Consider the following 12490-nt stretch of genomic DNA (forward strand, 5'->3'; position numbering starts at 1 on the left):
TCGAATATTGATTAAAAATAATTAATAAAATGACATACCTATAAAAGTATTTTATAACGGAAAATTTATATATTCGCATCCTTAAATTATTGACCATGAAACAAAAAATTACTCTATTTTTATTGGGAGTTCCTTTTTTTGGTTTTGCCCAGTCTGCAATTGGTAATATAAACTCCGGAGCCGTTTCTGCGGATAATTTCACACATTCGGTGGGAGAAATTTATGTAATACCTACAGATCCCGACAAATCAAATTCCGGCACATTAGGAATGCTTTACCAGTCTGTCTTACAGGTTTTGGGCATTTCAGAACTTGAAAAAGACAATGTAAAAATCTATCCTAATCCTACAGCTGATTTTATTTATGTTAAGCTGAATTCAAAATCGAAAATTGAAGGAGCAGAAATTTATGACCTTTCAGGAAAGCTTGTTTTCAAAACAAAATTAGACTCTGAACAGCTGGATCTAAGACAGCTTCAACAAGGCGTTTATATGATTGTTTTCTTAAACTCGGATATTAAACCTATTAAAATTCTCAAAAAACAATAAAAACTATTTGAACATGAAAAAACTTTACGCAACTCTGGGATTATTCTTAGCAACATTATTAAGCGCGCAGGTGCCGCAGGCATTCAGCTATCAGACAATTGCTTTCAATGCTTCCGGTGCTCCTATTTCCAACGGAAATGTTTCTTTAAGAATAAGTATTTTAGAAAACTCTGCTACAGGTACAGTTATATATACTGAAACCCATAATAAAACGACTAATGCCAAAGGTCTGGTAAACCTAAACATTGGACAGGGTACTGCTACAACAGGGAATTTCGGAGGCATCAACTGGGGAACTAATACAAAATTTGTAAAAGTGGAAATGGATCCTGCCGGCGGGAACAATTATACTAATGTAGGGGTAAATCAATTAATGAGCGTGCCTTATGCACAGGTAAGTAAAACAGTTGTGACCGGAGCGGGACAAGGAATTACGCTTACGTCTCCGAACGGAACAAGCTATGCGTTAGGAGTGAATGATTCCGGTGTCCTGACTTTGCCTACAAATTCCAACTTGCCAGGTAATAATATACCGTCGAATTTATATATGTATGGATCTTATAATTCTTACAATCCGTCTACCGCTGAATTACTTAAAGGTAACGGAATGCCAAAATTCGGATATAAGTATATTCAGGCAAATACGCAGATAAAATTCTTGGCTTCCCCCGGAAACGGAGCGCAGACTTACGGATCTGATTCATTTGGATCAATTATTGCCAACGGAAGCAGCTATAATATCACATCAAACGGATTTTATCAGATATATGTAGGTTTTAATACTTCCACAAGTATTGGAGCTAATTTTGAGAATTTTGTTCCTAAAGTTCAGTTTACTTCCACAAATGGAACTCCGCCTACAACTAATGTATCTTACAATACAACAAGCGGGAAATTTACAATATATGTATATGGAGTTACGAATAACAATGGTAATTCTTTTTATATTCAATTGGCTCCAAATGGTATCTTACCAGAAGATTTAGGTGACAATTTAAATGATGGATCTTTTGATATAAGCGGATCTCCTATTAATTTTCCAAATCTTACATCTACTCCTAAAAACTTCAAAATTGAATTCAGCCTTAATTTTGATGCAACCGGAACGTACACAATCACTCAAATATGATTAAAGAGGCATTTGCCTCTTTTTTTATGCAGATAAAACAATCATAATTACTAAATTTGTGAGTCTTAAAAAATCAAATAATAAATAACAGTATAATGTCAGACAAATCAAAAATCTATTACACCCTTACAGATGAGGCTCCGATGTTGGCTACACACTCGTTTTTACCGATTGTAAAAGCTTTCACAAAATCAGCAAACATTGAGATTGCAGTACCGGATATTTCTTTGGCAGGAAGAATTTTAGCAAACTTCCCGGAATTTCTGAAAGACGATCAGAAAATCGGTGATGCATTGGCTGAACTGGGTCAATTGGCTACACAACCTGACGCTAATATTATCAAATTACCTAATATATCTGCTTCGGCACCTCAGCTTGATGCAGCAATCGCTGAACTGCAGGCTAAAGGTTTTGCAGTTCCTGACTATCCGGCGGAACCAAAAAATGATGAGGAAAAAGCAATTAAAGCTAAATATGCAAAAGTGCTCGGAAGTGCTGTAAATCCTGTATTAAGGGAGGGAAATTCTGACAGACGTGCTCCTAAAGCTGTTAAAAACTATGCCAAGGCAAATCCTCACAGAATGGGCGACTGGGCTTCTGACAGCAAAACAGATGTTGCGCACATGGAAAGCGGAGATTTCTATGGGACGGAAACTTCAACTACCCTTGAAAACGCTACAAAATACAGAATCGTATTTAAAGGAAATGACGGTTCTGAAACTCAATTAAAAGATTTTGCCAATCTTCAGGCAGGAGAAGTTATTGATTCATCGGTAATGAATTTAAATGCTTTGAAAGCTTTTGTAGAAAAGGCAATTCAGGAAGCTAAAGACAGAAACGTATTGTTATCGGCACATTTGAAGGCGACGATGATGAAGATTTCCGATCCAATCATTTTCGGGGCTATTGTAGAAACTTTCTTTAAAGAAGTTTTCACTAAATATGCTGAGACTTTCAAATCTTTAGACATTAATCCTAACAATGGTCTTGCAGATCTTTTTGATAAAATCAAAGGAAACGAGCAGGAAGCCAATATTAAAGGAGACATCGAAGCTGCTTTGGTAAACGGGCCAAGAGTGGCAATGGTAAATTCAGACAAAGGAATTACCAATTTCCACGTTCCTTCTGATATCATCGTTGATGCTTCTATGGCTGCTCTGGTAAGAGGAGGCGGAAAAATGTGGAACAAAGACGGAAAAGAAGAAGATACGGTTTGTATTATTCCGGACCGTTCGTATGCAGGATTCTATCAGTCTGTTATTGATGATATGAAAGCGCACGGAAAATTAGACCCAACGACAATGGGTTCTGTTCCGAATGTTGGGTTGATGGCTCAAAAAGCTGAAGAATACGGTTCTCACGACAAAACATTCCAGGCTTCTGCTGAAGGAACAATTGAAGTTGAGGACGAAAACGGAAATGTTCTTCTTTCTCAAAAAGTAGAAAAAGGTGATATTTTCAGAATGTGCCAGACGAAAGATGCGCCAATCCAGGATTGGGTGAAATTAGCCGTAAACAGAGCAAGATTATCTGATACGCCTGCTATTTTCTGGCTGGATAAAGGAAGGGCACACGACAGGGAAATCATCAAAAAAGTTGAAAAATATTTAGCGGATCATGATACCAACGGTCTTGACATCAGAATTATGGATGTAAAAGATGCGATGACAGAAACTTTAAAGAGAGCAAGAGAAGGAAAAGATACAATTTCTGTTTCAGGAAATGTATTGAGAGATTATCTTACTGACCTCTTCCCTATTCTTGAGCTTGGAACTTCTGCAAAAATGCTTTCTATCGTTCCATTGATGAATGGTGGTGGTTTATTTGAAACAGGAGCCGGAGGTTCTGCTCCTAAGCACGTTGAACAGTTCGTTGAAGAAGGTTATTTACGATGGGATTCTTTAGGGGAATTCCTTGCATTACAGGCTTCTCTGGAACATTTGGCACAAACTCAGGGAAATACAAAATCCCAGGTTTTGGCAGATGCATTGGATGAAGCAAATGCCAAATTCCTAGCGACTGATAAATCTCCTGCAAGAAAAGTAGGACAAATTGATAACAGAGGTTCTCATTTCTATCTTGCGATGTATTGGGCTGAAGCATTGGCTAACCAGACTGCTGATGCGGAACTGGCTGCACAGTTTGCTCCGATTGCGGAGGCGATGAAAGAGAACGAAGAAGTAATCAATGCTGAATTGATTGGTGCTCAGGGTAAACCTCAGGATATCGGAGGATACTACAAAACGGACACGTACAAAACGTATGATTCAATGAGACCAAGCACAGTTTTAAATGAAATCATTGACGGAATTTAATTTCCAGGTTTTGATATAAATGAAAGCTCCTTTTTTAAGGGAGCTTTTTTGTTGGTTTAAAAATAACTTAACTATCTTATCGTACACAAAAGGTTCCATTTGATTGTCATTGACCACGCCCGATTTTGATTTGACAAACGAATAAACTGCATCACCCGGATATTAAGTTTTGGCTAAAGCCATTTTGATTGTAATTTAACGTAAAAACGGGCTTCCTTAAACAAGCTTAGGATGACATTGACCATTCCTATTGATGCAAAAAATCTTTAACAATTAAGCATGTGCCTTTCTTAATTTAATCATGCTTAAAATAAACAATCCTAAAATTCCCAGCACGAAATATCCTTCTGCAACCTCAAGCTGAATCTGAGGTTTTATCACTGCAACAATTCCGTAGCTGATGGCCGAGGTGATGATAAAAGCAACACCACCGGTAAGACCGCCTGCAATACCCGCAGAATTTGGAAATCTCCCGATACAGTAAGAGAAATAATTGTTAAATATAAATCCTGCCGTAACATGTATCAAAAATGCAAAGGCAACCAGACTGTAAATATTGTTGGAGAAATAGGATGCAACAAACATTAAAATAATTAAAAATAACTGGATAAAATTGGCATTTCGTATTTTGGGTAAAAAAGCTTTATTGATGAGTGCTTTTCCCAAAAACCCTCCGGCCATCCAGGCAAATCCCAGAATCAGCGATACATAACCTGCCACCACTTCAGAATAGCCCATTTTATGCTCGATAATAAATGAACCGCACAGATTAAAGAACATAATCATTGAATAGCTCAGTCCGCACATAATCATCCCGTAAAAGAAATCTTTTGCTTTGAACATCGTATTATATTCTTTAATAAGAAATTGCAGATGGAAAGGATTTCTTTTCTTCAATGTTTCGCCTGAAAAAATAAATTCCAGAATTAACAACAGTAAGCTGTAGCCTGCCAATACATAAAAGTTCGACTGCCATCCGAAATTTTTCTGTAAATATCCTCCGATAAAAGGCGCAATGATAGGACCTACCGACCAGACAATTGTCATGATGCTGAGGTAATGTTTACGCTGCTCTCCTTCGTAGACATCTACAAAAAATGCCCTTTTGGCCACTACGGCAAACCCCGAAAGTATTCCCTGCAAAACACGCATGGCGTAAATCACAAAAATATTGTGAGTGGTTGCTGTAATTAAAAAAGATGCGACAAACAAACTAAGCGAAAGCATTGTAATTCTATACCTACCGAATGAATCTACAATACTTCCTGCAAAAAACTGCGTCAGACCGTAACTGATTAAAAATATGGAAAGCGTCAGTTGAATATTGCTTTCAGGCTGCTGAAGCTCTGTTGCCATACTTGGCATAGACGGCAGATAAATGTCTGTTGCAAGACCCGACATCGGAATGACAGCAAATGCCAGAATCGTCGCAATAAACTTATTTTTTTCTTTAAGTGTAACCATTTTTATAAACTCGTAAAATCCAGATTCTGTCTTATATTGAAATCTGAAAGGAAAACATTTTAGTTATTGACCAGTCTCAGGGCACCTTCGCTATATCGTGCGCCGACGTTTGGATATTTTTTTAAAATCGAATCAATTGTTTCCAGATCAGCAACAGAAAGTTCAATATTTGATGCTGCGATATTCTCTTCTAAATATGGGATGCGCTTTGTTCCCGGTATAGGAATAATGTCTTCTCCCTGATTCAGCACCCATGCTAATGCCAGCTGAGTACCTTTAACGCCTTTAGATTGAGCAAATTCATTGATTTCTTTCGCAAGATTTTTATTATTTTCAAGAAACTCATCCTGATATCGAGGCAGGGATTTTCTAAAATCATCATCACCGAAATGCCGGGCTTCAGTAATATTTGAAAAAAACCCTCTTGCCAGCGGAGAATATGGCACCAAAGTAATTCCCAGTTCCCTGAGCGTTGGAAGAATTTCTTTTTCGATGCCTCTTGTCAGCAGAGAATATTCTGATTGCAGCGCAGTAATCGGATGGATTTTATCTGCTTTTTTAATAGATTCTGCAGAAGCTTCCGATAATCCTAAGTAACGCACTTTACCGGTCTTTACAAGATCCGCCATCGCTCCTACGGTTTCTTCAACAGGTATATTAGGGTCGACCCTGTGTGCATAATACAAATCGATTTCATCAATTTTCAACCGTTGAAGACTCAGATCCACAGCTTTTTTAATCCACTCCGGTGAGCCGTCAAAATACGTTCCCGGAGATCCGCTGTGTCCCGCCGTTTCATTTTTAAAACGAAATCCGAATTTGGTAGCAATAAAAATTTTATCGCGGTTCGGCACCAAAACTTTCGAAATAAGTCTCTCGTTATCGCCATTGGCGTACATATCTGCGGTATCCCAGAAGTTTATTCCCGAATCAAGTGCTTTATGAAGCGTGCTGATGCTCTGTTGCTCATCTGCAGGTCCATAAGCAAAGCTCATTCCCATACATCCCAATCCAATGGCAGACAGCTGCTCTCCTGTGTTTCCTAATGTTCTAAATTTCATGATAGCTTGTGATTTAAAATTTACAGTACAAAATTATAGCAGCCGGACTTTCTATTCAATATACAATTCAAACGAAGAATTATAAAATTCAAACAACTGCAATTCTTACTGCATTGGGTGACATTCCGGTTTGTTTTTTAAAGTAATTGGTAAAATAAGCCGGTTCTTCAAAACCCAAACCATACGCAATTTCTGAAATATTCCAGTCCGTATGCTTCAGCAATGCATTGGCTTCCTGAATAATCCTCGCCGCAATCTGCTGACTGGTGGTTTTTCCTGTGATCTCTTTTACGGAACGGTTTAAAGAATTAACATGAATAGATAAGCTTTCTGCATAATCAACTGGACTTTTTAATTTTAAAAACCTTTCAGGACTGTCAATAGGAAACTGTCTTTCCAGCAGCTCCATGAATAAAGAAGCTACCCTCTGTGAAGCGTTTTGGTACGGCTCGAAATTTTCTGCGGGGTGTATCTTCATGGTTTCATGAATCAGAAGATGAAGATAGGCCCGGAGCATGTCATATTTATGAAGATAATCCGATTGAATCTCGGCCATCATTTTGATGAAGATATCCGCAACGGTCTTCTGCTGTTCCTCATTAATAAAGAAAACGGGAGTTCCGCCTATTTTGAAAAGCTGTGAATCCTGAAGATTTCCCAAACGGTTCCCGTCATGCACAAAATGATCGGTAAAAAGACAGAAATATCCCTTCTGGTCTTTATCTTCTGCTTCCCAGGAATAAGGAATTAAAGGATTAGAAAACAGTAATGCCGGACGGTCTACATAAATCCATTTATCAGCATAATGGAGCTTTCCTTTGCCTATGATCAATGAAATCTTATAATAATCCCTTCTGCTATATGGTGTTATCAAAGAACAGTTTTCGCGCGAAAATACATTGAAGTGGCCTACTCCGGGTGTTTTAATACACTGCAGTCCTATCCGTTTGTAAAAACCTTTTATTGTTTCGTTAGATTCCATGGAGCAAAATTATAAAATTCAAACAATTCATAAGCACCATAAGGAAAAAAACTTTCGATTGAAATAAATTAATTCATTCATACCATATCAAAACAAGGCGACCTATAATGCATACAAAAAGCAGATTATTTTAAAAGTGTTAAAATTCACGAATTAAAGAATTAAAATGCACTGATATCATTTTTTTTTGTAATTTGCTTCAATTAAAACACCAAAAAGTGAAATTATTAACCAGGTTAACGATATATTTATTTTTTTTAATACCGATAATGATATTAGCAAACAATGAGGCATCAATTGTATACCAGGTGATCGATGTGAAAAACTACCAGGGGAAAAAATTCACCTATTCTTCAAAAGCATTTATTGAACGATCCAACAGTAATACCGGAGCTGTACTTGCCGCTTTTAATCTAAAGGACGGCAAGATGATTGGCAAACCCATTTTTGATCTTCAGCAAATGTCAGATTCTTACAAAGACGGGCAGTGGTTTGACTACATTATCTCCGGAACCGTTGATAAAAATGCAGAATTCCTGGCTATAGGCTTTTATTTTTCCGGGAAGGGGAAATTTTACTTCAGCAATATTGAGCTCAGCATAAAAAGCGGTAAGATTTCAGAGTCTATTTATCATTCTGACTTCAGCACGGGAAATTTAGGCAACTGGTATTTCAGCGAACAAAATCTACCTGCAAAAATAAGCGTATCACAAAACGAAAGATATAAAGGAGATCCTTCATTTCTCATTGATAACAGTAACGCCAACCAGGAATACATCCTTGGAGACAACCCTGCTGCCGGAAAATATGAAAATATCAATGGTGTGAAATTATATTACGAATCTTACGGAACCGGCCCCGATCTTATTTTACTCCACGGAAATAACGAATCTATGTTTTCCTTTGAAAAACAGGTAAAAGAATTTGCCAGATATTTTCATGTAATAGCCATAGATACGCGCTGCCAGGGAAAATCTTCATGTAACGAAGATGTTCTTTCTTACGAGCTCTTCGCCAAAGACGTCGATCTGCTCATGGAAAAACTGGAGATAAAAAATGCCCGCATCCTCGGATGGAGCGACGGCGCAAATACCGGTTTGATAATGGCCGAGCAATATCCGTCAAGAGTTTCGAAACTGGCACTGATGTCCGCCATTTTATATAACAATGATGAATCTGTCGATAAAAAGATAAATGATATTCTGTTGAAAAGAATGTCGGATTTCAGAAAACAGAATATCGGAAAGGAGAATATAGAATATAAATTAACCAATTTACTGATTACAGAACCTCATCTTACCGTCAAGGATCTTCATAAGATTACAATTCCGGTACTTGTGATGACTGCTGAAAACGACTTCATTAAATTATCTCACACTGAACTCATTGCAAAAAACATTAATCACTCAACTTTAAAAGTATTTAAAAACGCAGGGCATGAAGCTCCGAAAGAAGTCCCGGAAGAATTTAATAAAACTGTCATTGAGTTCTTAAAAAAATAACAATTCAATTTAAACAATAACCAATTTAATCAGGAAAGACATGCCTAGTTATAAAGCATTTGACAAATTTTTAATCCGAACACCGCTGTTACCTTTCAATCAGAACCCAATTGAGTTAAACTATCAGGATGCCCTTTTCAGGGAAGGGATCTACATCGCTTCGAGAACTTTATATGAAGAAATGTTAAAATATGAAAACAATAGTTTGAAAAATGAAAAAGAACGGAAAAGAATTGAAAGTACCTTAAAAAAATATAAAATGCGTATGCAGACCCGGACTACGCCTTTCGGTCTTTTTTCTGGTGTTTCTGTTTGTGAAGCGACACCTGAAGATTCTGAAATTGTTTTCGGAAACAGCATCAGCAGAAAGGCAAGGCTGGATATGGCTGTAGTCTGCAGCATCGTAGAGTTTTTGGAAAAGGATCCTCTTATCAGCAATGAAATTTTTTATTATCCAAATGACAGTATTTACAACATCGACAGCAAGCTGAGATATCTTGAAAATAAGCTCGATAAAAACAGGTATATTCTTGAAGTTTCGTCTGTTGATAAATCGTACTATCTCCATAAAATTCTACTGAAAAGCAAAAAGGGAATTTCTAAAAAAGCCATTGTGGAATATATTGCTTCATTGGACGAAAATCTGTCTGTAGAAGAGGTTTACGATTTTGTAACGGAATGCATCGAATCCCGTCTGCTTATAAGTGAGCTGACCCCTTCTCTCACACAGTCTGATAATATTCTTGCGATTCTCGAAATTCTTAAAGCCAGATTAAACCCGGGTCATACAATCATTACTATCCTTGATGCTATTTGTAAGGAGATTAAAACAATAAACTCCAGCGATACCGAAATGAATGTAATTCCCATGTATGAATCCGTTATTGAAAATCTTAAAAAATTTGATATTGAATTTGATTTTAATAAGATTTTCCAGGTGGATACCTTCGTTCATTACGACCGGGCAAAACTCAGCAAAAAGGTTATTAATGAAGTGATGGAGGCCGTTAATTTCTGCATCAGCATCAGCCCTTCTGCTCATCCTCATGTAAACATTACCGAGTTCAAAACAAAGTTCTATGAAAGATATGAAGACCGCGAAGTAGACCTTATTAAGGTTATGGATAACGACATCGGAATAGGGTACCCTTCAAAACACGACGATTACACCAATAGCTTAATAAAAGGGCTCTATATTCCTACCCAGAATAACCAGCAAAATTTCAAGGTTTGGAATACAAAATATGAAGGAGTTCTCCTCAATAAAATTTTGGATTCGGTTCGCAACGGAACAAATGAAGTTGTTCTGAAAAAAGATGACTTTGATAAAAATGAAGATAATTTCCTACACACTACAGCATCATGTTTCTTTGAAATTCTGGATGATGATTTGATTTTCCTAAGCTTCTTCGGGGATAATTCCGGGGCAAAAATGATGTCCAGATTTTCCCATCTTCACCAAGATATTGGTCACCTTGTAAAAAACATCTCTCTTTACGAAGAGCAGGTAAATGCCAATACGCTAAATGCAGAGCTGTACTATCTTCCAAATCCCAGAACAGGTAATGTAATGATAAGACCTCAGGACATGAGAAAGTATGAAATAACCTGTCTCAGCAAATCTTCCAAAGAAGAAGAGTTTCAAATTCCAATATCCGATCTTACCATCAGCATAAGAAATAACAGAATTGTTATAAAATCTAAAAAGCTTAACAAAGAAATAAAAATATATCATACGAATGCCTACAATTATTCTCTTGCAGATCTTCCGATATTTAAATTCCTAGGAGATCTTCAGTATCAGGACAAGCTGATGACGGCATTTCAGCTACCAGATTTCGAACTGGATCATGTGCCTCGGATCCGGTATAAGAATGTTATTATTTCTCTCGCCAAATGGAATATTAATGTCCAGAAATTCAAAAAAGAAAATCCAGATCTAACGCAGGATAATGTATTGACAAAATTTAAAAAATATTATCACCTTCCTGATGAAATTGTGCAGGCATACGGAGACAATGAACTCTACATCAATCTTCTTCAGGAAGATTACGCCCCGATACTCTGGGACCTTATAGACAAGACTAACTTTTTTATGGTAAAAGAATTTATCTTCAAAGACAACTGCGCCGCCGTAAAGGACCTGAAAGATAATGTTTACAGAAACCAATTCAATTTATCTTTATATAAAAGCTAAAAACATGACCTCAATGCAAACAAACTTTCCACCGGGATCACCCTGGATATACTACAAACTTTATATAAGCTCTTCTCATGCCGATCAGTTTCTGGTAAATAAATTATTTCCATTTGTAAAAAAGTTACTTTCAAAAAAGGCTATAAATAAGTTCTTCTTTATTCGGTACAATGATCCGGGGTTTCACCTGAGAATAAGATTTCATGTTTCTGATATGGCAGTAAGCCAGCAGATAAGCGAATTTTTCTATAAAAGTACCGAAAAGCTTATTGCAAACGATATTGTTTGGAAATATGAAATCTCCACCTATACAAGAGAAATGGAAAGATACAATCCATACCTCATTGATGATGTAGAAACCCTTTTCCAGGCCGATAGCATGAATTGCCTTTCTATTCTAAAAGAGATTTTGGAGTTTCCTGACGAAGAAGCCCGATGGAAGATTGCTATGAAAAACATAGATTATTATCTCAATAAATTTCTTGATAATCAATTGGAAATTAAAGAAGGAGTCATCACCCAAATGAGTGAATCCTTTAAATCCGAATTTGGCTTCAATGAATTCAATTCCAAACAGTTGAACAGCATTTACCGAGACAACAGGAAAGCAATAGATCAAATCATAACGGAAAATGATGAAAATCTTACAGCTGTATTTTATAATTCGATAAAAAAGCAGGATAAAATATTCACCGCAACTGCCGAAAAACTGCTCCAAAAGTGTCATGAGAATAATGTTTCCATTCATGTGTATTTGTCCAGTTACATTCACATGATGATGAACAGAATTTTCCCTTCAAAAAACAGGCTTTTTGAGCTAATGCTCTATTTTTTACTGTCAAAGCATTACAAAGGCATGATTTCTCAGCAGAAATACCTTACTACAGATAAACAAAAGCAAGCATAAAACGTTGAACTTTTTAATTTTTTAATTATGAAAAAAAAACTCACACTAAACAAGAAAAACATCTCAACACTAACCCCTGAAAACATGAAAAACGTACAGGGAGGAAAAGAACAGTTTTTAAGTATTTTCAACTGCAATTCGAAAGTGAAATGTATAGATCCGGTAACTACTACACAACCAGAGATTACTTTCCAATACTGTCCGGGGCCTACAACAATTTCTTATACCTGTCCATAAGAAGTCTTATTAATTTTAAAGATCATCCTGTGGATAATTTTCAATATCAGAAAGATACTTTCTGTCATTCTGAATGTTGTCCACAGGTATTAAAACGGAATAAAACTATTTATAACTACTGCCAGATCACGATTTAGCAGGTCTTACC

Annotated in this window: 10 protein-coding genes; 7 read left to right on the top strand and 3 right to left on the bottom strand. The window is 36.7% G+C overall.

The window, feature by feature from the left end; translation table 11 throughout:
* Positions 1-95: 95 nt before the first annotated feature.
* The 3 genes from ACYT6F_RS18725 (at position 96) to ACYT6F_RS18735 (ending at position 3992) form a co-directional block, all read left to right on the top strand.
* Positions 96-548, top strand: a complete 453-nt coding sequence (locus ACYT6F_RS18725; RefSeq protein ID WP_472599122.1) for a T9SS type A sorting domain-containing protein — start codon at positions 96-98, stop codon at positions 546-548.
* A 13-nt stretch (positions 549-561) separates the two neighbouring features.
* Positions 562-1677 carry a cadherin repeat domain-containing protein gene (locus tag ACYT6F_RS18730; RefSeq protein ID WP_472599123.1) on the top strand — a complete coding sequence of 372 codons (1116 nt, stop codon included), beginning with the start codon at positions 562-564 and terminating at the stop codon, positions 1675-1677.
* Positions 1678-1772: 95 nt separating this feature from the next.
* Positions 1773-3992: an NADP-dependent isocitrate dehydrogenase gene (locus tag ACYT6F_RS18735; protein ID WP_472599124.1), complete on the top strand. Its 2220-nt coding sequence runs from the start codon at positions 1773-1775 to the stop codon at positions 3990-3992.
* A 273-nt stretch (positions 3993-4265) separates the two neighbouring features.
* Here the strand turns inward: ACYT6F_RS18735 and ACYT6F_RS18740 are convergent, their stop codons facing one another.
* From ACYT6F_RS18740 to ACYT6F_RS18750, 3 genes are all read right to left on the bottom strand, one after another.
* On the bottom strand, positions 4266-5456 hold the full coding sequence (locus ACYT6F_RS18740; RefSeq protein WP_472599125.1) for an MFS transporter: 1191 nt from the start codon (positions 5454-5456) through the stop codon (positions 4266-4268).
* A 59-nt stretch (positions 5457-5515) separates the two neighbouring features.
* Positions 5516-6517: an aldo/keto reductase gene (locus ACYT6F_RS18745; RefSeq protein WP_472599126.1), complete on the bottom strand. Its 1002-nt coding sequence runs from the start codon at positions 6515-6517 to the stop codon at positions 5516-5518.
* An 88-nt stretch (positions 6518-6605) separates the two neighbouring features.
* Positions 6606-7499 (bottom strand): helix-turn-helix domain-containing protein, encoded by an 894-nt coding sequence (locus ACYT6F_RS18750; protein WP_472599127.1) that lies wholly within the window; start codon positions 7497-7499, stop codon positions 6606-6608.
* Positions 7500-7768: 269 nt separating this feature from the next.
* Here ACYT6F_RS18750 and ACYT6F_RS18755 point away from each other — a divergent pair, with 269 nt between their 5' ends.
* The 4 genes from ACYT6F_RS18755 to ACYT6F_RS18770 are packed head-to-tail and all read left to right on the top strand — an operon-like array spanning position 7769 to position 12342.
* The gene (locus ACYT6F_RS18755; RefSeq protein WP_472599128.1) at positions 7769-9001 is read left to right on the top strand and encodes an alpha/beta fold hydrolase; all 1233 of its coding nucleotides are present in this window, start codon (positions 7769-7771) and stop codon (positions 8999-9001) included.
* A gap of 40 nt (positions 9002-9041) precedes the next feature.
* Positions 9042-11198 (top strand): lantibiotic dehydratase family protein, encoded by a 2157-nt coding sequence (locus tag ACYT6F_RS18760; RefSeq protein ID WP_472599129.1) that lies wholly within the window; start codon positions 9042-9044, stop codon positions 11196-11198.
* Between the two features lie 13 nt (positions 11199-11211).
* Positions 11212-12105, top strand: a complete 894-nt coding sequence (locus ACYT6F_RS18765) for a thiopeptide-type bacteriocin biosynthesis protein (RefSeq protein ID WP_472599130.1) — start codon at positions 11212-11214, stop codon at positions 12103-12105.
* A 27-nt stretch (positions 12106-12132) separates the two neighbouring features.
* On the top strand, positions 12133-12342 hold the full coding sequence (locus ACYT6F_RS18770; RefSeq protein ID WP_472599131.1) for a class I lanthipeptide: 210 nt from the start codon (positions 12133-12135) through the stop codon (positions 12340-12342).
* The last annotated feature ends 148 nt before the right edge of the window (positions 12343-12490 follow it).

Source organism: Chryseobacterium sp. NG-CE01 (genome assembly GCF_055695505.1).

Coding starts and splice junctions, on each gene's coding strand:
- ACYT6F_RS18725 (WP_472599122.1), top strand. CDS start 96: ATGAAACAAAAAATTACTCTATTTTTATTGGGAGTTCCTTTTTTTGGT.
- ACYT6F_RS18730 (WP_472599123.1), top strand. CDS start 562: ATGAAAAAACTTTACGCAACTCTGGGATTATTCTTAGCAACATTATTA.
- ACYT6F_RS18735 (WP_472599124.1), top strand. CDS start 1,773: ATGTCAGACAAATCAAAAATCTATTACACCCTTACAGATGAGGCTCCG.
- ACYT6F_RS18740 (WP_472599125.1), bottom strand. CDS start 5,456: ATGGTTACACTTAAAGAAAAAAATAAGTTTATTGCGACGATTCTGGCA.
- ACYT6F_RS18745 (WP_472599126.1), bottom strand. CDS start 6,517: ATGAAATTTAGAACATTAGGAAACACAGGAGAGCAGCTGTCTGCCATT.
- ACYT6F_RS18750 (WP_472599127.1), bottom strand. CDS start 7,499: ATGGAATCTAACGAAACAATAAAAGGTTTTTACAAACGGATAGGACTG.
- ACYT6F_RS18755 (WP_472599128.1), top strand. CDS start 7,769: ATGATATTAGCAAACAATGAGGCATCAATTGTATACCAGGTGATCGAT.
- ACYT6F_RS18760 (WP_472599129.1), top strand. CDS start 9,042: ATGCCTAGTTATAAAGCATTTGACAAATTTTTAATCCGAACACCGCTG.
- ACYT6F_RS18765 (WP_472599130.1), top strand. CDS start 11,212: ATGCAAACAAACTTTCCACCGGGATCACCCTGGATATACTACAAACTT.
- ACYT6F_RS18770 (WP_472599131.1), top strand. CDS start 12,133: ATGAAAAAAAAACTCACACTAAACAAGAAAAACATCTCAACACTAACC.